Annotated in this window: 22 protein-coding genes; 20 read left to right on the top strand and 2 right to left on the bottom strand. The window is 64.2% G+C overall.

Features of this window, described 5'->3' with window-relative positions; translation table 11 throughout:
• Positions 1-3 precede the first annotated feature (3 nt).
• The 14 genes from rseP (at position 4) to ASF16_RS05000 (ending at position 15,904) form a co-directional block, all read left to right on the top strand.
• Entirely contained in the window at positions 4-1,368 is a 1,365-nt protein-coding gene (gene rseP, locus ASF16_RS04935; RefSeq protein ID WP_056163620.1) for an RIP metalloprotease RseP, read from the top strand.
• 43 nt (positions 1,369-1,411) lie between these two features.
• A complete protein-coding gene (gene bamA, locus ASF16_RS04940; protein WP_056163623.1) occupies positions 1,412-3,709 on the top strand; it encodes an outer membrane protein assembly factor BamA in 2,298 nt (765 codons plus the stop codon).
• Positions 3,709-4,233, top strand: coding sequence for an OmpH family outer membrane protein (locus ASF16_RS04945; RefSeq protein WP_056163627.1), 525 nt, complete (start codon positions 3,709-3,711; stop codon positions 4,231-4,233). The genes bamA and ASF16_RS04945 overlap by 1 nt, the downstream gene beginning before the upstream one ends.
• A gap of 24 nt (positions 4,234-4,257) precedes the next feature.
• Positions 4,258-5,244 carry a UDP-3-O-(3-hydroxymyristoyl)glucosamine N-acyltransferase gene (lpxD, locus tag ASF16_RS04950; protein ID WP_056163630.1) on the top strand — a complete coding sequence of 329 codons (987 nt, stop codon included), beginning with the start codon at positions 4,258-4,260 and terminating at the stop codon, positions 5,242-5,244.
• 16 nt (positions 5,245-5,260) lie between these two features.
• The gene (gene fabZ, locus ASF16_RS04955) at positions 5,261-5,701 is read left to right on the top strand and encodes a 3-hydroxyacyl-ACP dehydratase FabZ (RefSeq protein ID WP_056163632.1); all 441 of its coding nucleotides are present in this window, start codon (positions 5,261-5,263) and stop codon (positions 5,699-5,701) included.
• Positions 5,702-5,737: 36 nt separating this feature from the next.
• Complete coding sequence (gene lpxA, locus ASF16_RS04960; protein WP_056163635.1) at positions 5,738-6,526, top strand: acyl-ACP--UDP-N-acetylglucosamine O-acyltransferase; 789 nt, start codon at positions 5,738-5,740, stop codon at positions 6,524-6,526.
• An 8-nt stretch (positions 6,527-6,534) separates the two neighbouring features.
• The gene (gene lpxB / locus ASF16_RS04965) at positions 6,535-7,698 is read left to right on the top strand and encodes a lipid-A-disaccharide synthase (RefSeq protein WP_056163638.1); all 1,164 of its coding nucleotides are present in this window, start codon (positions 6,535-6,537) and stop codon (positions 7,696-7,698) included.
• Complete coding sequence (rnhB, locus tag ASF16_RS04970; protein ID WP_056163640.1) at positions 7,664-8,290, top strand: ribonuclease HII; 627 nt, start codon at positions 7,664-7,666, stop codon at positions 8,288-8,290. The genes lpxB and rnhB overlap by 35 nt, the downstream gene beginning before the upstream one ends.
• Before the next feature lie 21 nt (positions 8,291-8,311).
• The gene (locus ASF16_RS04975) at positions 8,312-9,085 is read left to right on the top strand and encodes an RNA methyltransferase (RefSeq protein ID WP_056163643.1); all 774 of its coding nucleotides are present in this window, start codon (positions 8,312-8,314) and stop codon (positions 9,083-9,085) included.
• Positions 9,086-9,880: 795 nt separating this feature from the next.
• Positions 9,881-11,053: a glutamine-hydrolyzing carbamoyl-phosphate synthase small subunit gene (gene carA / locus ASF16_RS04980; protein WP_056163647.1), complete on the top strand. Its 1,173-nt coding sequence runs from the start codon at positions 9,881-9,883 to the stop codon at positions 11,051-11,053.
• A gap of 17 nt (positions 11,054-11,070) precedes the next feature.
• Positions 11,071-11,493, top strand: a complete 423-nt coding sequence (locus ASF16_RS04985; RefSeq protein ID WP_056163650.1) for a hypothetical protein — start codon at positions 11,071-11,073, stop codon at positions 11,491-11,493.
• A 10-nt stretch (positions 11,494-11,503) separates the two neighbouring features.
• The gene (gene carB / locus ASF16_RS04990) at positions 11,504-14,770 is read left to right on the top strand and encodes a carbamoyl-phosphate synthase large subunit (protein WP_056163653.1); all 3,267 of its coding nucleotides are present in this window, start codon (positions 11,504-11,506) and stop codon (positions 14,768-14,770) included.
• A gap of 178 nt (positions 14,771-14,948) precedes the next feature.
• Entirely contained in the window at positions 14,949-15,425 is a 477-nt protein-coding gene (gene greA, locus ASF16_RS04995) for a transcription elongation factor GreA (protein WP_056163656.1), read from the top strand.
• Positions 15,426-15,436: 11 nt separating this feature from the next.
• Complete coding sequence (locus tag ASF16_RS05000) at positions 15,437-15,904, top strand: DUF4149 domain-containing protein (protein ID WP_056163812.1); 468 nt, start codon at positions 15,437-15,439, stop codon at positions 15,902-15,904.
• A gap of 185 nt (positions 15,905-16,089) precedes the next feature.
• Here the strand turns inward: ASF16_RS05000 and ASF16_RS05005 are convergent, their stop codons facing one another.
• Together ASF16_RS05005 and ASF16_RS05010 are read right to left on the bottom strand one after the other, a co-directional pair.
• Positions 16,090-16,884, bottom strand: coding sequence for a hypothetical protein (locus tag ASF16_RS05005; RefSeq protein WP_056163661.1), 795 nt, complete (start codon positions 16,882-16,884; stop codon positions 16,090-16,092).
• The gene (locus ASF16_RS05010; RefSeq protein ID WP_056163664.1) at positions 16,884-17,357 is read right to left on the bottom strand and encodes a YhbY family RNA-binding protein; all 474 of its coding nucleotides are present in this window, start codon (positions 17,355-17,357) and stop codon (positions 16,884-16,886) included. The genes ASF16_RS05005 and ASF16_RS05010 overlap by 1 nt, the downstream gene beginning before the upstream one ends.
• A gap of 100 nt (positions 17,358-17,457) precedes the next feature.
• Here ASF16_RS05010 and ASF16_RS05015 point away from each other — a divergent pair, with 100 nt between their 5' ends.
• The 6 genes from ASF16_RS05015 (at position 17,458) to ASF16_RS05040 (ending at position 24,524) form a co-directional block, all read left to right on the top strand.
• Positions 17,458-18,120 carry an RlmE family RNA methyltransferase gene (locus ASF16_RS05015; RefSeq protein WP_056163667.1) on the top strand — a complete coding sequence of 221 codons (663 nt, stop codon included), beginning with the start codon at positions 17,458-17,460 and terminating at the stop codon, positions 18,118-18,120.
• Between the two features lie 184 nt (positions 18,121-18,304).
• Positions 18,305-20,227: an ATP-dependent zinc metalloprotease FtsH gene (gene ftsH, locus ASF16_RS05020; RefSeq protein ID WP_056163669.1), complete on the top strand. Its 1,923-nt coding sequence runs from the start codon at positions 18,305-18,307 to the stop codon at positions 20,225-20,227.
• A gap of 176 nt (positions 20,228-20,403) precedes the next feature.
• Positions 20,404-21,240 (top strand): dihydropteroate synthase, encoded by an 837-nt coding sequence (gene folP / locus ASF16_RS05025; RefSeq protein WP_056163815.1) that lies wholly within the window; start codon positions 20,404-20,406, stop codon positions 21,238-21,240.
• 107 nt (positions 21,241-21,347) lie between these two features.
• Positions 21,348-22,682 (top strand): phosphoglucosamine mutase, encoded by a 1,335-nt coding sequence (gene glmM / locus ASF16_RS05030; protein WP_056163672.1) that lies wholly within the window; start codon positions 21,348-21,350, stop codon positions 22,680-22,682.
• A gap of 192 nt (positions 22,683-22,874) precedes the next feature.
• A complete protein-coding gene (locus tag ASF16_RS05035; RefSeq protein ID WP_056163675.1) occupies positions 22,875-23,453 on the top strand; it encodes a GNAT family N-acetyltransferase in 579 nt (192 codons plus the stop codon).
• Positions 23,454-23,477: 24 nt separating this feature from the next.
• Positions 23,478-24,524 carry an amino acid ABC transporter substrate-binding protein gene (locus ASF16_RS05040; RefSeq protein ID WP_082516750.1) on the top strand — a complete coding sequence of 349 codons (1,047 nt, stop codon included), beginning with the start codon at positions 23,478-23,480 and terminating at the stop codon, positions 24,522-24,524.
• Positions 24,525-24,702: the final 178 nt, after the last annotated feature.

The following is a 24,702-nucleotide window of genomic DNA, read 5'->3' on the forward strand; positions in this document are numbered from 1 at the left end:
ACCATGCTGCTCACCATCGTTGCCTTCATCGTCGCCCTGGGCATTCTGATTGCCGTGCACGAGTACGGGCACTACCGCGTGGCGGTGGCATGCGGCGTGAAGGTACTGCGGTTCTCCGTGGGGTTCGGCCACCCGCTCCTGCGCTGGCAGCCCAAGGGGTCGCCCACGGAATTCGTGCTCGGAGCCTTCCCATTGGGCGGCTACGTCAAGATGCTCGACGAGCGGGAGGCGCCGGTCGCGCCCGAAGAGCGGCATCTGGCCTTCAACACGCAGCCGCTGCGCTCGCGTGCCGCCATCGTGGCGGCAGGGCCCACTGCCAATCTGCTGCTGGCGATGCTGCTCTACGCCATCGTGAACTGGAACGGCGTGCAGGAGCCCAAGGCGGTGCTGGCCAGCCCTGTGGTGGGCTCGGTGGCCCACAGCGCAGGCCTGCGTGGCGGTGAACTGGTAGCGCAAGCTGCGCTCGGCACCGACGACCTGGAACCTGTGCGCTCGTTCGAAGAACTGCGCTGGCTGCTGACGCGCGGCGCTCTGGAGGGCGACACCGTGCGCCTGGATGTCCAGCCCCAGTCGGGCGCGGCGCACCGCGAAATCCGGCTCGACATGTCCAAAATCGACACCCGCGAGGCTGACGCACAGCTATTCCGCAAGATCGGCATTCTGGGGCCCTGGACACGGCCGGTTCTGGGTGACGTGATGGCCGATGGAGCCGCCGCACGCGCCGGATTGCGCCAGGGCGACGTGATCCTGAAAGTGGGCGCCACCGATGTGGTGGACGGCCAGCAACTGCGTGAGCTGATCCGCCAGTCGGTGAACGGTACGCAGCCTGTCACCCAGCCTTGGCGCATTGATCGCTCTGGCCAGGTGCTGAACCTGGACGTAGCGCCGGAGGCCAAGTCCGAATCGGGCACCACCGTGGGCCGCATCGGCGCCTATGTGGGGGCGGCGCCGGAATTCGTGACGGTGCAGTACGGTGTGCTGGAGGGTGCGTGGAGTGGCGTGGTCAAGACCTGGGACGTGTCCATCCTCACGCTGCGCATGATGGGCCGGATGGTGATCGGCGAGGCGTCGCTCAAGAACCTGAGCGGGCCACTCACCATTGCAGACTATGCCGGCCGCTCTGCCAGCCTGGGCCTTACGCAGTACCTGGTCTTCCTGGCGCTCATCAGCGTCAGCCTGGGCGTGCTGAACCTGCTGCCGCTGCCAGTTTTGGACGGTGGGCACCTGATGTATTATCTTTGGGAGGGTGTTACGGGCAAGGGAGTGTCGGACGCATGGATGGAACGCCTGCAGCGCGGAGGCGTTGCAGTGTTGCTTGTCATGATGTCCATAGCCTTGTTCAACGACGTCACCCGGCTTTTTGGCTAACTTTTGCCGCACTTGCAACGCAACTGCGGCTCCAGCTTCATTCATGAAAAAACACATCAATCGCCTGGGCGTGCGTACTGCATCGGCCGTTGCAGCCATGATTTTCGCTGCCAATGCGGCATGGGCATTGGAGCCCTTCAAGGTGCAGGACATCCGCGTCGAGGGTCTGCAGCGCGTGGAGCCTGGCACCGTGTTCGCATCCATGCCCCTGCGTGTGGGCGACGACTACAGCGACGAGAAGGGTGCAGCCGCCATTCGTTCGCTGTTCGGCCTGGGCCTTTTCAAGGATGTACGCCTGGAAGCCAGCGGCAATGTGCTGGTGGTAGTGGTGGAAGAGCGCCCTACGGTGGCGGACGTCGACTTTGCCGGCACACGCGAGTTCGACAAGGACACGCTCAAAAAAGCCATGCGCGATGTGGGCCTGACCGAAGGCCGCCCCTACGACAAGGCGCTGACCGACCGCGCCGAGCAGGAGCTCAAGCGCCAGTACATCAACAAGAGTCTCTACGGCGCTGACGTGGTGACCACGGTGACGCCCATCGAGCGCAACCGCGTCAACCTCACGTTCACGGTGACCGAGGGCGAGCCCGCCAAGATCAAGGAAGTGCGCATCGTCGGCAACAAGGCATTCAGCGAATCCACGCTCAAGGGCCTGTTCGATCAGGACACGGGTGGCTGGCTCAGCTGGTACACCAAGTCCGACCGCTACTCGCGCGCCAAGCTCAATGCCGACCTGGAGACGCTGCGCTCGTACTACCTGCAGCGCGGCTACCTCGAATTCCGCGTGGATTCCACGCAGGTCGCCATCTCGCCGGACAAGCAGGACATCTCCATCATCGTCAACGTGACGGAAGGCGAGCGCTATGTCGTCTCCGGCGTGAAGCTCGAAGGCAACTACCTCGACCGCGATGACGAGTTCAAATCGCTTGTCACCATCCGTGCCGGCGAGCCCTACAACGCGGACCAGATCACCGAAACCACCAAGGCTTTCTCGGAGTATTTCGCGCGCTTCGGCTTTGCCTTTGCCCGCGTCGAGGCCGTGCCGGAAATCGACCGCGAGAACAACCGCGTCGCCTTCGTGCTGCAGGCCGAGCCATCGCGCCGCGCTTATGTGCGCCGCATCAACGTCAGCGGCAACAACCGCACGCGCGACGAAGTCATCCGCCGTGAGTTCCGCCAGTACGAAGCCTCGTGGTACGACGGCGAGAAGATCCGCCTGTCGCGCGACCGCGTGGACCGCCTGGGCTTCTTCACGGAAGTGAACGTCGAGACCCAGGAAGTCCCGGGCTCGCCAGACCAGGTGGACCTGGTGATCAACGTGGCTGAAAAGCCCACGGGCTCGCTGCAGATGGGCGTGGGCTTCTCCAGTGCCGAAAAGGTGTCGCTGTCGTTCGGCATCAAGCAGGAAAACATCTTCGGCTCGGGCAACTACCTGGGCATCGATGTGAACACCAGCAAGTACCGCCGCACGCTGGTGTTCAGCACCACCGACCCGTACTTCACGAAGGAAGGCATCTCGCGCACGCTGGACCTGTACTACCGCACGGACAAGCCGTACGAAGACCAGGGCGGCAACTATCAGTTGGTGACCACCGGGAGTTCGGTGCGTTTCGGCGTGCCTTTCAGCGAGACCGACACCGTGTTCTTCGGTGGCGGCCTGGAGCAGACCAAGATCAAGCCGGGCACCAACATCCCTGCCACGTACCTGGCCTATGCCGACCAGTTCGGCTACAGCAGCACGTCGATTCCGCTGACTATCGGCTGGTCGCGTGACGAGCGTGACAGCGCGCTCGCACCCAACTCTGGCCGCTACCAGCGCCTCAATTCGGAGTGGTCCGTGGCCGGCGACGCCCGCTACGTGCGCGCCAATTACCAGTACCAGCACTATGTTCCGCTGAACAAGCGCTTCACGCTCGCGTTCAACGGCGAGGCGGGTATCGGCAAGGGCATGAACGGCCGTCCGTTCCCCGTGTTCAAGAACTTCTATTCGGGCGGTCTGGGCTCGGTGCGCGGTTTCGACCAGGGCACGCTGGGGCCGCGTGATGTGACCGGCGCGTCTCTGGGCGGGCCGAAGAAAGTCACTCTCAATGCGGAGCTGATCGCTCCGTTCCCTGGCGCTGGGAACGACCGGACCCTGCGCGTGTTTACCTTCTTTGACGTGGGTAACGTGTACGGAGAGAACGACAAGGTCACCTTCAGTGACATGCGTGCCTCCGTGGGGCTGGGTCTGAGCTGGATTTCCCCACTCGGCCCGCTGCGTCTGGCGTTTGCGCAACCGGTGCGCAAGTTCGCTGGCGATAGAATCCAGAAACTGCAATTCCAGATTGGAACGTCTTTCTAATGAAATCCTTTTCTCGCCATATCTCCTTGGCCCTGCTGCTCGGCGCAGTCGCCGCCGCAGCCCCTGTGCAAGCGCAAGAGTCCTTCCGCGCCGGTTTTGTCAATACCGACCGCATCTTCCGTGAGGCCACCACGGCCAAGGCTGCCCAGGCCAAGCTCGAGCAGGAATTCGCCCGCCGTGAAAAAGAACTGGTAGATCTGGGCAACACCCTGAAGACCGCCAGCGAAAAGTTCGAGCGTGAAGCGCCCACCATGGCCGAGAGCCAGCGCACCACGCGCCAGCGCCAGCTGGTGGACCAGGACCGTGACTTCCAACGCAAGCGCCGTGAATTCCAGGAAGACCTGAGCGCCCGCAAGAACGAAGAACTCTCCCAGGTTCTCGAGCGTGCCAACAAGGTGGTCAAGCAGGTCGCAGAAGCTGAAAAGTACGACGTGATCCTGCAAGAGGCCGTCTACATCAACCCCAAGCACGACATCACCGACAAGGTGATCAAGGCACTGAATGCCGCTGCCGGCGCCAAGTAAGCCGCAGCGCAGGACAGGTGGCGCGTGAGCTTGCTTCTCGGGCACATTGTTGATGCGCTCGGTGGCTCGCTGGAGGGAGGGGCGGTGGCTGACACCACCATTTCCCGCATCGCGCCACTGGAGGTTGCGGGCCCGGGGGACCTCAGTTTTCTGAGCAACCCACGCTACCAACAGCAACTGGCCGCCTCCCGGGCGGCCTGTGTCATTGTGGCGCCCGCCATGCGCGAGGTGGCGTTGGCGCGTGGCCCGTGCATTGTTGCGGACAACCCCTACGTCTATTTTGCAAGGGCTACCCAGCTCTGGCGCCAGCATCTGGCACCTGCTGCCGTGCAGGGCTCGGTGCATGCCAGCGCGGTGGTGGACCCGACTGCCCAGGTACACGCCACGGCCACCATCGGCCCGCTGTGCGTGGTCGAACGCGGGGCTCGCATCGGTGCTGGCACCGTGCTCAAGTCGCGCGTCACGGTCGGTGAAGATTGCCACATCGGCGAGCGCTGCATCGTGCATGCCGGCGTGGTCATCGGTGCCGACGGTTTCGGGTTCGCCCCCGAGAAGGGGCAGTGGGTCAAGATCGAGCAGCTCGGCGCCGTCCGCATCGGCGACGATGTCGAGATCGGGGCCAACACCTGCATCGACCGCGGTGCACTGCAGGACACCGTCATCGAAGACGGCGTGAAGCTCGACAACCTGATTCAGGTGGGGCACAACGTGCGCATTGGCAAGCACTCGGCCATGGCCGGTTGCGTGGGTGTGGCCGGCAGTGCGACCATCGGTGCGCATTGCACCGTGGGCGGAGGCGCCATCGTGCTGGGGCATCTGGAGCTGGCCGACAACGTGCACATCTCGGCGGCCACCGTGGTCACGCGATCCATCACCCGGCCAGGGCAGTACACGGGCATGTTTCCCATCGACGACAATGCGCGCTGGGAAAAGAACGCTGCGACACTCAAACAATTGCACAGCTTGCGCGAGCGCATCAAAGCGCTGGAGCAGGCACTGAAAGCAGCATGAACGGAAGAAGAACTCGATGATGGATATCCACGCAATTCTCAAGCAACTGCCCCACCGCTACCCTTTCTTGCTGGTAGACAAGGTGATCGAGCTTGAGAGCAACACCCGCATCAAGGCGATCAAGAACGTCACGTTCAACGAGCCTTACTTCGGCGGGCATTTTCCAGGGCGTCCCGTGATGCCCGGCGTGCTGATCCTCGAAGCCCTGGCCCAGGCGGCCGGGCTGCTGGCTTTCGATGCCATGGGCAAGGTGCCCGATGAGAACAACATCTATTACTTCGTCGGCATCGACGGTGCGCGTTTCAAGCGCCCCGTGGAGCCGGGTGACCAGTTGATCCTGACCATCACCATAGACCGCGTGCGCGGCGGCATCTGGAAGTTCAAGGGCGTGGCGAGCGTGGGCGACGAGGTGGCCTGCGAAGCCGAACTCATGTGCACCATGCGCAGCGTAGGCTGATGGCCGCTGACACCGCTTTGACTTGACCTGTAGACCGTGAGCAATATCCATCCCACTGCCCTCGTGGCAGACGGCGCGAGCCTCGACCCGTCCATCACGGTGGGGCCGTACGCGGTCATTGGTCCGCACGTGAAGATTGGCCCAGGCACGGTCATCGGTCCTCACTGTGTGGTCGAAGGCCACACAACCATCGGGCAGGACAACCGCATTTTTCAGTTTGCTTCGGTCGGTGCGGCCAATCAAGACAAGAAGTACAAGGGTGAGCCCTGCGAGTTGGTCATCGGCGACCGCAACACCATCCGTGAGTTTTGCACGCTGCACATCGGCACGGTGCAGGACAAGGCCGTCACTCGCATCGGCGATGACAACTGGATCATGGCGTACACCCACGTGGCACACGATTGCGTGGTGGGCAACAACACCACGCTGGCCAACAACACCACGCTGGGCGGCCACGTCGAGCTGGGTGATTGGGTCACTGTGGGTGGCCTCACGGGCATCCACCAGTTCGTCAAGGTGGGTGCGCACGCGATGGTTGGTTTTGCCAGTGCGGTGTCACAGGACGTGCCACCGTTCATGATGGTGGATGGCAACCCCCTGTCGGTGCGTGGCCTCAATGTGGAGGGCCTGCGCCGCCGTGGTTTTTCGGCAGAGCGCATCGCGGTGATCAAGCAGGCGCACCGGCTGCTGTACCGCCAGGGTCTGACCCTTGCGGCGGCCCGCACCGCCATTGCCGATTTGCCGGTAGCACACCCCGAAGCGGCGGCTGATGTGGCGATGGTGCTCGGCTTTCTGGACCATTCCACACGCGGCATTGCCCGCTGATCGCCAGCATGAACGCATCCCCCCGCGTCGCCATGGTGGCGGGCGAAACATCGGGCGATCTGCTGGCAGGGCTCCTGCTCGATGGCATGCAGTCGCATTGGCCTGCGCTGCAGTCCTTCGGCATCGGCGGGCCGCAGATGGCGCGCCGCGGCTTTGATGCCCGTTGGCCCAGCGAGAAGCTGGCCGTGCACGGCTACAGCATGGAGGTGCTGCGCCGCCTGCGTGAGTTGCTGTCCATCCGCAAGTCGCTGCGGAGCGACCTGTTGAAGAACCGACCCGACGTGTTCATTGGCGTGGACGCCCCTGATTTCAACCTGGGCCTCGAGGCCGACCTGCGGGCAGCGGGCATCAAGACGGTGCACTTCGTCTGCCCCTCGATCTGGGCATGGCGCGCAGACCGCGTCGAGAAGATCCGCCGCAGCGCGGACCATGTGCTGTGCATCTTTCCGTTCGAGCCCGAACTGCTCGCCCGGCACGGCATCGAGGCGACCTACGTCGGCCACCCGCTCGCTGGTGTGATTCCGATGGTGCCCGACCGCTCTGCCGCCAGGGCGCAGTTGGGCTTGCAGGATGCGGACGAGGTCGTGGCCATCCTGCCGGGCAGCCGGTCGTCCGAGATCCAGTACATCGCCAAACCATTCTTCGAGGCTGCAGCGCTGATCCATCAAGCGCGACCAGCTACTAAATTGATAGTGCCTGCAGTCCCCGCGCTGCAAAGCCGCATTGCGCAGGTTGCGCGGGAATGCGGCTTGCAGGATGCAGTACAGATCGTGGCGGGCCAGTCGCATGCCGTGCTGGCCGCCTGCGACACCACGTTGATCGCCAGCGGCACCGCCACGCTCGAGGCAGCGCTGTTCAAGCGGCCGATGGTCATCGCGTACCACATGCAGCCCCTGAGCTGGTGGCTCATGCGCCGCAAGCAGTTGCAGCCGTGGGTGGGGTTGCCGAACATCCTGTGCGGTGAATTCGTGGTGCCCGAGTTGATCCAGGACGCCGCCACGCCCGAGGCACTGTGCGCCGCCACACTGGATTGGCTGGACGCACGCAGGCACAATCCATCCCGTATCAGCGCGCTGGAGCAGCGCTTTACCGCGCTGCACGAAAGCCTTCAACGCAACACACCCCAACTGGCAGCCGATGCGATCCAGAAAATCCTCGCTCGCACAGCCTGAGCAAGCCAGCCTGCAATGGCACCCTCCCGGACTGCTGGCCGGGGTGGATGAGGCGGGCCGCGGGCCGCTGGCCGGCCCGGTGGTGGCCGCTGCGGTCATCCTGGACGACCTGCATCCCATCGCGGGCCTGGCCGACTCCAAGACCCTGACCGCAGCCCGGCGTGAGAAGCTCTATGACGAGATCCGCGCCAAGGCCCTGTGCTGCTCCATCGCCGAAGCCACTGTCGAAGAGATCGACAGCCTGAACATCCTGCAAGCCACTATGCTCGCGATGCGCCGTGCCGTGATCGGCCTGCGCCTCAAGCCCGTGCGGGTGCTGGTGGACGGTAACCGCCTGCCCCTGCTGGACGTGCCTGCCGAGGCGATCGTCAAGGGCGATGCGCTGGTGCAGGCCATCTCGGCCGCCTCCATCCTGGCCAAGGTGCACAGGGACCGCTGGTGCGCACAGATCGACCAGGACTTTCCCCACTACGGCTTTGCCGGCCACAAGGGCTACGGCACGGCTGTGCACATGGCCGCGCTGCGCGAGCACGGCGCCTGCATTCACCACCGGCGCTCGTTCGCCCCGGTGGCCCAAAGCCTGTTCGTGTAATTGGCCAGCCCGACCGCGTCGATGACATCACCTTCCGTCACCCCCATCCATTCCCGCGACAACGCTTTCGTCAAGGACCTGCGCCGCCTGGCGCAGGACAGCACGGCCTATCGCAAGCAGGGCAGGGTGTGGCTGGAGGGCGACCATCTTTGCCGCGCCGCGCTGGAGCGGCACAAGCGCCCAGCGGTGGCAGTGTTTGCAGAGTCTTTTTGGCCGCTGGCGCAGGTGGAGTGGGCGCAAGCAGCTCCTAAAATCATAGTGCTCTCGGATGCACTGTTTGCCGAGATCAGCGGGCTGGAGTCGCCTGCGCGCATGGGCTTCCTCCTCGACCTGGCCCCGCCCGCGGCTTTGCGCCCCGACGCCGCCACCGTGGTGCTGGACCGCGTGCAGGACGCAGGCAATGTGGGCTCCATCCTGCGCAGCGCCTCGGCGTTCGGATTCCGTCAGGTGGTGGCCGTCAAAGGCAGTGCGGCGCTGTGGTCTCCCAAAGTGCTGCGTGCCGGCATGGGGGCGCACTTTGCGCTCGACCTGATCGAAGGTGTGGAACATGCCGAACTGCAGGCGCTGCAGGTGCCCCTGCTCGTCACCAGCTCCCACGCAGGCGACTGGCTGCACCGCGCCGCATTGCCCTGGCCCTGTGCCTGGGTGATGGGGCACGAAGGGCAGGGCGTGTCGCCGGTGCTGGAAGAGCGCTCTGCGCTGCTCATCCGCATTGCGCAGCCTGGCGGCGAGGAGTCGCTGAACGTAGCGGCCGCTGCCGCCATTTGCCTGCATGCGAGCGGTGCTGCGCGCTGAAGGCGTTGAGCTCGGGGGGGCTTCGCGAGTGGGTTGGCAAGGTGCCGTGAAAGCCCGCCCAAAAGCGAAGCGGGCCGACTTGCTTACTGCTGGTTGCGCAGGAGCTGGCGCACAAAGTCAGCTTGGTTGGGCGCGTCTTTTTCGGTGGTGAACACGACCTGTTGACCTTCGACGCGAATCTTCAGGGCTGACGCGAATTTGCATTGCACCTGACCCGGGCTGGCAGTCTTGGTCTTGACCGCAGGGGGCTGCGGAACAGGGGTTTCAGTCGGATCGATGCCCAGTCCACCCAGGTCTTCACTGGGGTGTCGCAGGCGGCGCTGACATCCTGGTCCATTTTGGCCAGATCAGCCTGTGCGCCGGCCCTGCGCTTGATGCGGTCAAGCGGCCAGTTTTTCCTGCACGCCTGCAGGTTCGCCAGTTTGAAGGCCCTGGTCTTGTCTTCGTGGAAGCCCCGCATCACGCCGTCGCGCTTGCCGGGCAGTTACGCCACCTGCTGCTCACCCCCGACATGAGCATCGGTCTGCTTTGCGCAGCAGGCCGTAGTTGCGGCCATCGATGCGGGTGGTACGCACGTTGCGCGCTGTGCCTTGCCTTGCGTAACAAGGTTATGCAAGGTCTGCATTTGCCGCTGAGAGGAGCCCGAAGGGTATAATCGGGAGCTTTTCTCGCAACAGCGTCGCCCGATCGCACCCAAAGCAAAAATCTATCTGAGAGCAGCCACCAGCACTGCGTACGTTTGCGTGTACGAGTGGCCTGCAGGCGCCGGGCGACCGTAACCATCCGGAGAACCCAGTGCTTTTGTCTCTCAAGGGAAACTTCCCGCCCGCCATCCTGGCGCTCGCAGACGGCACGGTCTTTATCGGCAATTCGATTGGTGCCACCGGCACCACCGTCGGCGAGGTGGTGTTCAACACCGCCATCACCGGTTATCAGGAAATCCTCACCGACCCCAGCTACTGCCAGCAGATCGTGACACTCACGTATCCGCACATCGGCAACTATGGCGTCAACACCGAGGATGTCGAAGCCGACAAGGTCTATGCCGCGGGCCTGATCATCAAAGACCTGCCACTGCTGGCCAGCAATTTCCGCCAGACGGAAACACTGTCCCAGTACCTCGTGCGCGAGAACACGGTCGCGATCGCCAACATCGACACCCGCAAGCTGACCCGCCTGCTGCGCAGCAAGGGCGCGCAAAACGGCGCCATCGTCGGTCTGGCCCAGGGCCAAGTGGTGACGCAGGCGCTCATCGACGAAGCCCTGGCGGCTGCCAAGGCGGCTCCCAACATGGCCGGGCTGGACCTGGCCAAGGTGGTGTCGACCAAGGCCTCCTACGAATGGACGCAGACCGAGTGGGTGCTGGGCACGGGTTACGGCAAGCTGGAGTCTCCCCAGTTCCACGTGGTGGCTTACGACTACGGTGTGAAGCTGAACATCCTGCGCATGCTGGCCCAGCGCGGCTGCAAGGTCACTGTGGTGCCGGCACAAACGCCTGCCGCCGATGTGCTGGCCCTGAAGCCTGATGGCGTATTCCTGTCCAACGGCCCTGGCGACCCAGAGCCCTGCGACTACGCCATCGCCGCCACCCGCACCATCGTCGACAGCGGCGTGCCGACGTTCGGCATCTGCCTGGGGCACCAGATCATGGCCCTGGCCGCGGGCGCCAAGACCTTCAAGATGACGAACAGCCACCACGGCGCCAACCACCCCGTGAAGGACCTGGACAACGGCCGCGTGAGCATCACCAGCCAGAACCACGGTTTCGCGGTGGACATGCAGTCGCTGCCGGCCAATCTGCGTGCCACGCACGTCAGTTTGTTCGATGGCACGCTGCAGGGCCTGGCCCACAAGGACAAGCCGGCGTTCTGCTTCCAGGGTCACCCCGAGGCCTCGCCCGGCCCGCACGACATCGCCTACCTGTTCGACCGCTTCACCGACGCCATGCGCGCGGCCAAGGCGGCCTGAAATCAAGGAACAGCGCCATGAAATTTTTCAGCTTCCCCCTCGCGACCCTCGAAAGAGCGATCCACAAGCGCGTCCTGACGCTGCCGTCGCCCCACCGCGAATGGTTCACCGAGCGATGGGCGCAAAAGCCCTACAAAAAGGCCTTTGTCGAAAACAAGGCGATGCCCCTGATCACGCTCGTGGCCAAGGGCAAGACGCTGGACGACGCAGAGTTCGAAGAGCTGCTCAAGGACTGGGAAGTGACCTTTTATGACGCTGAAGAGGAAGTCCTGCGCCCGCTGATCCAGGGCGACGGCCTGCTGCAACTGATGCAGAAGAACCTTCCCCCTGCGCGGGCCGAGGCGCTGCTCACCAAGCTGACCGCCCGCCGCCCCCAGGCAGACGCCGCACCCTCTGTAGAGACCCCTGGCTCCCAGGCAGCCGAACCTACGATCGACTGATCGACGCACCATGCCAAAACGCACAGACATCCAAAGCATTCTCATCATCGGCGCTGGCCCAATCATCATCGGCCAGGCCTGCGAATTCGACTACTCCGGCGTACAGGCCTGCAAGGCCCTGCGTGAAGAGGGCTACAAGGTCATCCTGATCAACAGCAACCCCGCAACGATCATGACCGACCCGGCCACGGCCGACGTGACCTACATCGAGCCCATCACCTGGCAGACGGTCGAGAAGATCATTGCCAAGGAGCGCCCCGACGCCATCCTGCCCACCATGGGCGGCCAGACTGCGCTCAACTGCGCGCTGGACCTGTGGCACAACGGCGTGCTCGACAAGTACAAGGTCGAGCTCATCGGCGCCACGCCCGAAGCCATCGACAAGGCCGAAGACCGCCTGAAGTTCAAGGACGCCATGACCAAGATCGGTCTGGGCTCCGCGCGCTCGGGCATCGCCCACAGCATGGACGAAGCCTGGGCTGTGCAAAAGAGCGTGGGCTTTCCTACCGTGATCCGCCCCAGCTTCACGCTGGGCGGCACGGGCGGCGGCATTGCCTACAACCCCGAAGAATTCGAAACCATCTGCAAGCGCGGCCTGGAAGCCTCGCCCACCAACGAGCTGCTGATCGAAGAGTCGCTGCTTGGCTGGAAGGAGTACGAGATGGAAGTGGTCCGCGACAAGGCGGACAACTGCATCATCATCTGCTCCATCGAGAACCTCGACCCCATGGGCGTGCACACCGGCGACTCGATCACCGTGGCCCCCGCGCAGACGTTGACCGACAAGGAATACCAGATCCTGCGCAATGCCTCCCTGGCAGTGCTGCGCGAGATCGGTGTGGACACGGGCGGCTCCAACGTGCAGTTCTCGATCAACCCGCAAGACGGCCGTATGGTCGTGATCGAGATGAACCCGCGCGTCTCGCGGTCTTCGGCGCTGGCCTCCAAGGCCACGGGTTTCCCGATCGCCAAGGTCGCTGCTAAGCTGGCCGTGGGCTACACGCTTGATGAGCTGCGCAACGAGATCACGGGCGGCATCACGCCCGCGTCGTTCGAGCCCTCCATCGACTACGTGGTCACCAAGATCCCGCGTTTCGCGTTCGAAAAATTCCCCACGGCCGACAGCCGCCTGACCACGCAGATGAAGTCCGTGGGCGAGGTCATGGCCATGGGCCGCACCTTCCAGGAATCCTTCCAGAAGGCCCTGCGCGGCCTGGAAGTAGGCGTGGACGGCATGAACGAGAAGACCCAGGACCGTGAAGTGCTTGAAAAGGAACTGGGCGAGCCCGGTCCCGAGCGCATCTGGTACGTGGGCGACGCGTTCGCCATGGGTTTGTCGGTCGATGAAGTGTTTGACCTCACCAAGATCGACAAGTGGTTCCTGGTGCAGATCGAGCAGATCGTGAAGATCGAGCTCGACATCGACAAGCTGGTGGCAGAAAAAGGCGAGGGCGCCCTGGCTGCGCTCGACGCGGGCACGCTGTTCACGCTCAAGCAAAAGGGTTTTTCCGACCGCCGCCTGGCCAAGCTGCTCAAGACCACCGAAAAGGCCGTGCGCGAAGCACGCCACGCGCTGAAGGTGCGCCCGGTGTACAAGCGCGTGGACACCTGCGCGGCCGAGTTCGCCACCAACACGGCGTACCTGTATTCCACCTACGAAGCTGCCACGCACGGCGGCGTCGCGGAATGCGAGTCGGAGCCCACCAACAACAAGAAGATCATGGTGCTGGGCGGTGGTCCGAACCGCATCGGTCAGGGCATCGAGTTCGACTACTGCTGCGTGCACGCGGCGCTGGCGATGCGCGAGGACGGCTACGAGACCATCATGGTCAACTGCAACCCCGAGACCGTCTCCACCGACTACGACACGTCCGACCGCCTGTACTTCGAGCCTGTGACGCTTGAGGACGTGCTGGAGATCGTGGACAAGGAAAAGCCGGTCGGCGTGATCGTGCAGTACGGCGGCCAGACGCCTCTGAAGCTCGCCCTCGGCCTGGAAGCCGCTGGCGTGCCCATCATCGGCACCAGCCCCGACATGATCGATGCCGCCGAAGACCGCGAGCGCTTTCAAAAGCTGCTGGGCGAGCTGGGCCTGCGCCAGCCGCCCAACGCGACTGCGCGCACCGAACCCGAGGCCCTGGAAAAGGCCGCCGCCCTGGGCTACCCCCTGGTGGTGCGCCCCAGCTACGTGCTGGGTGGCCGCGCGATGGAAATCGTGCACGAGCAGCGTGACCTGGAGCGCTACATGCGCGAAGCCGTCAAGGTGAGCAACGATTCGCCCGTGCTGCTGGACCGCTTCCTCTCCAACGCCATCGAGTGCGATGTGGACTGCGTGCGCGACTCTGCCGGCGTCACCTTCATCGGTGGCGTGATGGAGCACATCGAACAGGCGGGCGTGCACAGCGGTGACTCCGCCTGCTCGCTGCCCCCGTACTACCTGTCGCAGCCGACCATCGACGAGATCAAGCGCCAGACCGCCGCCATGGCCGAAGGCCTGAGCGTGGTCGGCCTGATGAACGTGCAGTTCGCCATCCAGGAAGTGGACGGCAAGGACGTGATCTACGTGCTGGAAGTGAACCCGCGCGCCTCGCGCACGGTGCCCTTCGTGAGCAAGGCCACCGGCATCCAGCTGGCCAAGGTGGCCGCGCGCTGCATGGCCGGCCAGACGCTGGCATCGCAGGGCATCACCAAGGAAGTGACACCCCCGTACTTCAGCGTGAAGGAGGCCGTGTTCCCCTTCGTGAAGTTCCCGGGCGTGGACACCATCCTCGGCCCCGAGATGAAGTCCACCGGCGAAGTCATGGGTGTGGGCAAGACCTTCGGCGAAGCCTTCGTGAAGAGCCAGCTCGGCGCGGGCACCAAGCTGCCCACGTCGGGCAAGGTGTTCCTGACCGTGAAGAACGCCGACAAGCCGCGCGCGGTGGACATCGCCCGCCAGCTCGTGGCCTTGGGCTTCGAGCTCGTGGCCACCAAGGGCACGGCCGCCGCGATCGAAGCGGCTGGCGTGCCGGTCAAGGTGGTCAACAAGGTCACCGAGGGCCGCCCGCACATCGTGGACATGATCAAGAACAACGAGATCGTGATGGTGATCAACACCGTGGAAGAGCGCCGCAATGCGATCGCCGATTCGCGTGCGATCCGCACGAGCTCGCTGCTCGCACGCGTCACGACCTTCACCACGATCTTCGGTGCCGAAGCTGCGGTGGAAGGCATGAAGTACATGGACAAGCTCGACGTGTATTCGGTGCAGGAACTGCACGCGCAACTGGCGGCCTGAAGGCCCCCCAAAAGCGGCATAATTGGCCGCTGAACAACACCGCCGCGCGGCAACGTGCGGCGGTTTCCTTTTGTAGGGTCGCCAATCGCACAGCATTGCTTGCCATGCGGGCTGACCGACCGGTGCAGCGCTAGAGGCGCGCGCCGGCCTTGTTGACCTATGGAGACGAACGAAGAACATGGCCACCATTCCAATTACCAAGCGCGGCTCTGAAAAGCTCAAGGAAGAACTGCACCGCCTCAAGACCGTGGAGCGCCCCGCAGTCATCACCGCCATCGCCGAAGCCCGTGCGCAGGGCGATTTGAGCGAAAACGCCGACTACGACGCTGCCAAGGACCGCCAGGGCTTCATCGAAGGCCGCATCCAGGAAATCGAAGGCAAGCTCTCGGTGGCGCAGGTGATCGACCCCAGCGCTGTCGACGGCGGCGGCAAGGTGGTCTTTGGCGCCACGGTCGAGTTGGAAGACGAAGAGTCCGGCGAAGCCGTCAAGTACCAGATCGTGGGCGAGGACGAGGCAGACCTCAAGCAAGGCCTGATCAACATTTCGAGCCCCATCGCCCGTGCGCTGATCGGCAAGGAAGAGGGCGACACCGCCGAAGTGCAGGCACCCGGTGGCGTGCGCCGCTACGAAGTGGTGGGCGTGAGCTACCAGTGATCATGCGGGGCATGTTCCAGCGTCTTCCCGCCCTGGTGGCTGCCCTGTGGTGGGGCAGTTTGACCACCATCGGGTTCCTGGTGGTGCCCCTGCTGTTCGCGCACCTGCCGTCGCCGTCCATCGCCGGCAACATGGCGGCCAGGCTGTTTGCCGCGCAGACCTGGGTGACTGTCGTGTGCTGCGTGGTGCTGCTGCTGATGTCTCGCCCCAAACATGCGATAGCGCAGTACCCGTGGGCGAAGTTTGCTATGATTTTTATACTGGGCGGCATGCTGCTGGCACTGCTGTCCCAGTTTGGCGTGGCGCCACGCATCGTGGCTCGCCAGGACCTGCGCCTGTGGCACAGCGTGGGGTCCGTCATGTATGTGCTGCAGTGGGGCTGCGCGTTGGCGGTGCTCTGGAGCACCCTGCGTCCGGGTGCCACCGATGCACCTGTGGCCTACGCTGACGATGCGTCTGTCGACACCGATACTGTCTAAAACCGTTGGGCGGTTGACGCTCGGCAGTGCTGCGAGAGGGGCGAACCGTTCCTCTCCCCCGTCAGAAAGTCAGCAGGTCAATCAGCTGCTGAAGGCGCCTGCACCGGCATCTGCTCAGGCATCCGGCACCCTGGCGTTGTGATGCGGTGCACTGCGTGACGCTGGTGCCCGCAGTGCGCCTTTATTTATTCCCGCCAATGCTCTGCCACCCAAGTGGCCGGCCGGATATAGCGAAACCGGCGGTTGCGCCGCCCGGCCAGCGCATCGGGCGGATTGCATTCCCCGTGGAAGATCACGATGCGGGCCCCCGGCGGCACCAAAGGGGGTCGCCAGTAGTTGGTGGGCCAGGGAGGAATGCCGTGGTATTTGAAGCTCGGGCACCACTCGGCGGGCCAGTACTGCAGCTTGCCTTGCTGGTGCAGGAAGTCTGACAAATAGGCCTGCTCGTTGCGAAACTCCTGCCGAATCTCGGCAAAGTGCGCGCGGAAATGCTCCAGCACGTCCGGGTGCGCGCCCAGCTCGAACCGGTAGACCGATGAGTTGCCGGTGATGCGCCACGGACGCTTGTAGTCGTGAATGATCAGGAACTGGCCGGGCTGGGTGAAGAAGCCCTCCAGACTGCCGGTAACGACCACATCCACATCCAGGAACAAGGCAGTGCCTCGCAGCCCGTGCAGATCGGCGGCGAAGGTGGCCAGCTTGGTCCAGCCGCGCTCCGGAATGCCGGGCGGCAGGTCGAGCGCCGGAATGGGCAGGCACAGCACCTCGCTGCGAATGCCGGCACTGTCGTCCGTCAGGCAGACGAAGCGAAAGTCCCCAGGCAGATGCCTTCGCACCATCGCATAGAGCCGATTGACATATTCGGGGCCGTATTTCGTGCCCCACTTCATGCAGAGGATGTGGCGCACAGGCACCGGGCTGGCCGGGCCGGGTGGGGCGGCAGAAGCTGCATTTCCTGCAGAGGCTGCAGGGACGCTCATCAGTCAGCCTGGCGCTTCTTGATGGACTTTTGCTTGGGCTTGGCGCGCTTGATCTGGCCGCCGGAGGTCAGGCGCTGGTTACCCAGAACGCGCAGCTGCTTGATTTCCGGGCGCTGGCCGCCGCGCTTGCTGAACTTGAGCACCTTCACATCGCGCGGGCCGGGCATGCGGTCTTCGTCCACCGTCTTTTCCTTGGCCGGGATGGGGCGCCAGAGCACCAGCAGCTTGCCGATGTGTTGCACGGGGGCGGCATTGAGGTCGGCGGCAAGTTCCTGGTACATCAGCTCGCGGGCTGCGCGGTCATCGCCGAACACGCGGACCTTGATGAGTCCGTGGGCATTGAGCGCGGCGTCGATCTCTTTTTTGACGGCAGGGGTCAGGCCGTCGCCGCCGACCAGAACCACGGGGTCCAGATGGTGGGCATCAGCGCGGTGAAATCGTCGCTCGGCGGGGGTCAGTTGAATTTGGGGCATGGGCCGTATTATCCGCGGCCTGCCGTCCGGTGGCCGTATTTCGTCGGGCGCGTGGGGCGCAAGGACGGCAATATCGCGTGTCGAGAGACAATACGGCGGTATGAAAGTCAAAACGCAGAGCAAGAAGGTCAACAAAGCCTGGCTGAACGACCACGTGAACGACACGTACGTCAAGCTGGCCCACAAAGAGGGCTACCGCGCACGGGCGGCCTACAAGCTCAAGGAGATCGACGAGCAATTCGGGCTGGTCAAGCCGGGCTACACCGTGGTGGACCTGGGCTCGACGCCCGGGGCCTGGAGCCAGTACCTGCGCCGCCGGATGTCGCCCACCGGTGCGGCGGCGGGGCAGCTCAACGGGACCATCATCGCGCTGGACATCCTGCCCATGGAACCCGTCGAGGGCGTCATCTACCTGAACGGGGATTTCCGCGAGGCCGATGTTCTGGCACGGCTGGAAGAGGCCCTGGCCGGCAAGGTGGTGGACGTTGTGGTGTCCGACATGGCGCCCAACCTGTCGGGCATCGAGTCGGCCGATTCGGCCCGTATCGCCCATCTGGTCGAACTGGCGGTGGATTTTGCTTGCAACCATTTGAAACCGGACGGGGCGCTGGTGGTGAAGCTGTTTCACGGCAGCGGGTACAGCGACCTGGTGACGCTGTTCAAGCAGACCTTCAAGGTGGTGAAACCCGTCAAGCCCAAGGCGTCGCGCGACAAATCGTCGGAAACTTTCCTGGTGGGAATGGGCCTGAAAAAAGCGGCCTGACGCGCCTTGTCCAAGGTCAAGAAGCGTGAATTACGGCCGCAAAGCCCGTGCTGTTTCCATGGCCGCTAGGGGGAATAGCTATGGCCGGGTGTCTTGAAAGACCTAAAATGAGCCACACATGCGAGCCGTGACGTGACGTGACGGCAGTGTGTCCGTTTTCTGTTTCCTGCAACTGGAGCCCCGCTTGAATAATCAGTGGTTTTCAAAAATTGCCGTGTGGCTGGTCATTGCCATGGTGCTTTTTACGGTGTTCAAACAGTTTGACACCCGTTCAGGCGCCAGCGCAGGCCACGTCGGCTACTCGGAATTCCTTGAGGAAGTCCGCAGCAACCGCATCAAGAGTGCAACCATCCAGGAAGGCCAGGGCGGCACCGAGATCGTGGCCGTCACCAACGACGACCGCAAGATCCGCACGACCGCCACCTACCTCGACCGTGGCCTCGTGGGCGATCTCATCAACAACAACGTCAAGTTCGACGTCAAGCCGCGCGAAGAAGGCTCCCTTCTCATGACCCTGCTGGTCAGCTGGGGCCCCATGCTGCTGCTGATCGGCGTGTGGGTGTACTTCATGCGCCAGATGCAGGGCGGCGGCAAGGGCGGTGCCTTCAGCTTCGGCAAGAGCAAGGCGCGCATGCTGGACGAGAACAACAACCAGGTCACGTTTGCGGACGTGGCCGGTTGCGACGAGGCCAAGGAAGAAGTCAAGGAAGTCGTCGACTTCCTCAAGGACCCGCAAAAATTCCAGAAGCTCGGCGGTCGCATTCCGCGCGGTCTGCTGCTGGTGGGGCCTCCCGGTACCGGCAAGACCCTGCTGGCCAAGTCCATCGCGGGCGAAGCCAAGGTGCCGTTCTTCAGTATCTCGGGTTCTGACTTCGTGGAAATGTTTGTCGGCGTGGGCGCAGCCCGGGTGCGCGACATGTTCGACAACGCCAAGAAGAACGCTCCCTGCATCATCTTCATCGATGAAATCGACGCCGTGGGCCGCCAGCGTGGCGCGGGCCTGGGTGGCGGCAACGACGAGCGCGAACAGACCCTGAACCAGATGCTGGTCGAGATGGACGGCTTCGAAACCAACCTGGGCGTGATCGTGGTGGCTGCCACCAACCGCCCGGACATTCTGGACGCGGCCCTGCTGCGCCCCGGTCGTTTCGACCGCCAGGTCTACGTGACGCTGCCCGACATCCGTGGCCGCGAGCAGATCCTGAACGTGCACATGCGCAAGATCCCGATCGGGCAGGACGTGGCCCCGAACATCATCGCCCGCGGTACGCCCGGCATGAGCGGTGCCGACTTGGCCAACCTGTGCAATGAAGCTGCCCTGATGGCTGCGCGCCGCAACGCACGCACCGTGGAAATGCAGGACTTCGAGAAGGCCAAGGACAAGATCCTCATGGGCCCCGAGCGCAAGAGCATGGTCATGCCCGAAGAAGAGCGCCGCAACACGGCCTACCACGAGTCGGGCCACGCCCTGATCGGCAAGCTGCTGCCCAAGTGCGACCCGGTGCACAAGGTCACCATCATCCCCCGCGGCCGTGCCCTGGGCGTGACAATGAGCCTGCCTGCACAGGACCGCTACAGCTACGACCGCGAGTACATGCTCAACCAGATCAGCATGCTGTTCGGTGGCCGTATTGCTGAAGAAGTGTTCATGAACCAGATGACCACTGGTGCCAGCAACGACTTCGAACGTGCCACGCACATTGCGCGCGACATGGTCACCCGTTACGGCATGACGGATGCCCTGGGCCCGATGGTCTATGCGGAAAACGAGGGCGAGGTGTTCCTGGGCCGTTCGGTGACCAAGACCACCACGATGAGCGAGCAGACCATGGAAAAGGTCGACATGGAAGTGCGCCGCATCATCGACGAGCAGTACAACTTGGCCCGCCGCCTGATCGAAGAGAACAGCGACAAGATGCACGCCATGGCCAAGGCCCTGCTCGAATGGGAAACCATCGACACCGAGCAGCTGGACGACATCATGGCCGGCAAGGAACCACGTCCGCCCAAGGACTGGACGCCACGCACGCCTCCCTCATCGGGCGGCGACAACTCCAGCGGCGGCACACCTGCCGTGGCCACGGACACCGCTCCTTCGGCTGCCTGAAGGCTGAGGTGCATTTGAACCGCTGAACGGGGCCTTGTGCCCCGTTTTTCTGTTTCCGCACTGCCGATCTTGCAGCGTTGCATTTCACTCCTCCTGTCCATGCCCATCTCCCAGCGATTTGTCCGCTGCTTTGTTGCGTTCAATAGCTGCGTGCGAATGGAGCATCTCCGGTGACCATGATCTGGCAGACCTCCCGCTTCGTCATCGACCTCTCCCGTCCGCAGATCATGGGAATCGTCAATGTGACGCCCGATTCGTTTTCGGATGGCGGACACCACGGCTCCACCACTGCGGCGTTGCGGCATTGCGAGCAGTTGCTGAGCGATGGCGCGGACATCCTCGACATTGGTGGCGAGTCCACGCGCCCAGGCAGCCCGGCGGTGCCTCTGGATGAAGAGCTTGCCCGCGTGGTGCCCCTGGTACGGGATGCCATCAGCCTCGGCGTGCCGATTTCGGTAGACACCTACAAGCCCGAGGTCATGCAAGCCGTCCTGGACCTGGGCGCTGACATCGTCAACGACATCTGGGCGCTGCGCCAGCCGGGCGCCGTCGCCGCCGTGGCCGCGCACCCGCGCTGTGGCGTGTGCCTGATGCACATGCACCGCGATCCGCAGACCATGCAGGCTGCGCCCATGGAGGGCGATGTCGTAGCGCAGGTGCTATCTTTTTTAGAGCTGTCAGCGCAGAATCTGCTGGCCGCAGGCGTGCAAAAGGATCGCATCGTGGTCGACCCGGGCATTGGCTTTGGCAAGACCGTGGCGCAGAACTTCGCCCTGCTGGCGCACCAGCAACGGCTGCGCGATGCGGGCCATGCGGTGTTGGCCGGGTGGTCGCGCAAGTCGTCGCTGGGTGCGGTGACGGACCTCCCTGTGGACCAGCGCATGGTGCCCAGCGTGACCGCAGCCGTGCTGGCTGTGGAGCGGGGAGCATCTGTCTTGAGGGTGCATGACGTGCGGGATACCGCGGCGGCGTTGAAGGTGTGGGGTGCGATGCAGCAGCAGGCCGCGGGCTGACGCTGCGATGTGTCGCCCGCGCTGGTCGGCGCAGGCGGTGCGGTTTTTTCAGGGCGCCGAGGGGCGCTCTACAACGAATAACGAGATACACGAGGAGACGCTCGAACATGACACGCCAATATTTTGGAACCGATGGCATCCGCGGTACGGTGGGGCAGCCCCCCATCACCCCGGACTTTGTGCTGCGCCTGGCCCATGCCGTGGGCCGCGTACTGCGCCGCACCGAAGAGCGCCCCACGGTGCTGATCGGCAAGGACACCCGCATCTCCGGCTACATGCTCGAGAGCGCGCTCGAGTCCGGCTTCAACTCCGCCGGGGTAGACGTGGTGCTGCTCGGCCCTCTGCCCACCCCCGGTGTGGCCTACCTCACGCGGGCCCAGCGGGCCAGCCTGGGGGTGGTCATCAGTGCCAGCCACAACCCGTATCCCGACAACGGCATCAAGTTCTTCAGTGCCCAGGGCACCAAGCTGCCCGACGCGTGGGAGCTGGCGGTAGAGACGGCCGTGGCAGAACCACCCGTGTGGGCGGATTCGGCCAGCCTCGGCAAAGCCCGGCGCCTGGACGATGCGGCCGGCCGCTACATCGAATTCTGCAAGAGCACCTTTCCGCAGGACCTCACTCTCAAGGGCGTCAAGATCGTGGTGGACGCTGCGCACGGTGCGGCCTACCAGGTGGCGCCCAAGGTGTTTCATGAGCTGGGGGCCGAGGTGCTGTCCATCGGCTGCGCGCCCGACGGCCTCAACATCAACCGCGACGTGGGTGCCACCCACCCCGATGCGCTGGTGCGCGCCGTGCGTGCCAACCGCGCGGATTACGGCGTTGCCCTGGACGGCGATGCCGACCGGCTGCAGGTGGTGGACGCCACCGGTCGTTTGTACAACGGGGACGAGTTGCTGTACCTGATGGCCGCCGACCGCATGGGCCGCGACGAGCATGTGCCCGGCGTGGTGGGCACGCTGATGACCAACATGGCGGTGGAAGTCGCATTGCAGGCGCGCGGCGTGAAGTTCGTGCGTGCCAAGGTGGGTGACCGGTACGTGCTGGAAGAGCTGGCCCGTAACCGCTGGGTGCTGGGCGGAGAGGGCTCCGGCCATCTGCTGGCCCTGGACCGCCACACCACGGGCGACGGCCTGGTGAGTGCGTTGCAGGTGCTGCAGGCCTGCGTGCGCAGTGGCCGCACGCTGTCCCAGTTGCTTGCCGAGGTCACGCTGTATCCGCAGGTACTGCTCAACGTCCGTCTGGCGCCGGGGCAGGACTGGAAGGCCAATCGTCTCTTGGAGGACACCACGCGCAGCGTGGAGCAGGAGCTGGGCTCGTCAGGCCGTGTGCTGATCCGCGCCAGCGGCACCGAGCCGCTGCTGCGGGTGATGGTGGAAGCGCGTGATGCCCAGCAGGCCAGCCTGTGCGCGCAAAAGCTCGCCGACGCGGCCCGTGCTGGCTGATCGCGCCGAAGCATCTCGCGGGCAGCCGGCCCAGCCGCTCAGCCCGGCCAGCCCAGCCCAGCCCAGCCCAGCCAGTCGCTTACCTGTCTCCGCTTGCCGAAAAGTGGGCGGGTGGGGCGATCCGGTACGCTGTCACCGTGACTGCCGAAGCCACCTTACCGAAGCCACTTTAAGCCGCTCAGGATTCCTCTCATGTCGTCTGCCGCTTTGACTTCCACTTCGACACCCATCGCCATCGCCATCGACGTCCGGCGCGTGGACTTTGCCAACGCCCGCGATACACAGGCCTTGGTCGATCTGCTCGACGGCTATGCGCGCGACGCAGCGGGCGGCGGCGAGCCGCTCAGTGACGAGGTGAAGCAGGGGCTGCCAGAGGCGCTGCGGCAGCGCCCACAGGCCTTCAGCGTGATCGCCTGGGCTGCAGACCCTTTGGCTTCAGGGGGCGAAGTGCCCGTGGGGCTGGTCAATTGCCTGGAGGGCTTTTCTACCTTTGCCTGCAAGCCTTTGGTCAACTTGCACGACGTGGTTGTCGCGCCCGGGTGGCGCGGCCACCGCATCGCGCAGAGCATGCTCAAAGCCGTGGAGGCGATGGCGCGCGAGCGTGGCGCCTGCAAGCTGACGCTGGAGGTGCTGTCGGGCAACCACAGCGCCCTGCGCGCCTATGAGCGCGAGGGCTTTGCGGCCTACACTCTGGACCCCAGCATGGGGCAAGCGCAATTTTTGCAGAAGGTGCTGGACGGGGCAGGGTACCTGCCGCCGGCCGCACCCTGAAAATTTCCCAGGAGATAACACCGCATGAAGACATCGTGGGACCAGATCGCTGTGATGGGGTTTGCCGCATTGACAGCGTTGACAGCCCTGGCTGCGGCGCCCTCGGCGCATGCCGGCAAGACGCTGGACGGCATCAAGGCGCGGGGGCAACTGGTGTGCGGCGTCAACACCGGCCTGGCCGGGTTTGCGATGGCCGACGCGAGCGGCAAATGGTCGGGCCTGGACGTGGACGTGTGCCGCGCTTTGGCGGCCGCGGTGCTCGGTGATGGACAGAAGGTCAAGTACGTGCCGGTGGACGTGCCCCAGCGCTTTACCGCGCTGCAGTCGGGCGAGGTGGACGTGCTCTCGCGCAACACCACGTTCTCGCTCACGCGCGACGCATCGCTGGGCTTGCACCAGACGGTGGTGACCTACTACGACGGGCAGGGCTTCATCGTCCCCACCAAGAGCAAGATCAAGAGCGCCCGCCAGCTCAAGGGGCAGACCGTGTGCGTGCAGTCGGGCACCACCACCGAGAAGAATCTGCTCGACTATTCACGCGCCAACGGCCTGGACGTCAAGCCCGTGATGTTCGAGAAGATCGACGTGGCCACCAGTGCCTATCTGGCGGGCCGCTGCACGGCCTACACCACGGATGCGTCGGGCCTGGCGTCCTTGCGCAGCACTGTGCGCGACGGAGCTGCGGTACACACCATCCTCCCGGACCTGATCTCCAAGGAACCCCTCGGCCCCCTGGTACGCCGGGGCGACGACGAGTGGTTTGCGGTGGTCAAGTGGGTCATTTACGGCCTCATCGAATCCGAAGAATATGGCGTGACGCAGGCCAACGCGGACCAACTGAAAGCCAGCAGCACGAACCCGGTCGTGCAGCGCATTCTGGGCACGTCGGAAGACACGGGCAAGCTGCTGGGCCTGGACCGGGACTGGATGCTGCGGGCCGTCAAGACCACGGGCAATTACGGCGAAATCTTCGACCGCAATGTCGGCCCCAAGTCCGCGCTGGGACTGCCCCGCGGGCTGAACAACCAGTGGAACAAACAGGGGCTGATGTACGCCTTCCCGATCCGTTGAAGACTTGACGGTGTTTACGGCGTAACGGCGTGGGGTGTGACTGCTACCGCGGTGGATACGGCCCAGCGTGCCGGTAGGCCTGCTGCTGCGTGGGTAGCAGCAGCAACAGCAACAGCGCAGAAGCACCTTGGGGCTGCAAAGAGGTCGGCTCTTGGCTTGCTATTAAAAATATAGCTGC

The sequence above is a fragment of the Acidovorax sp. Leaf78 genome (assembly GCF_001422735.1).
Taxonomy (GTDB): Bacteria; Pseudomonadota; Gammaproteobacteria; order Burkholderiales; family Burkholderiaceae_C; genus Acidovorax.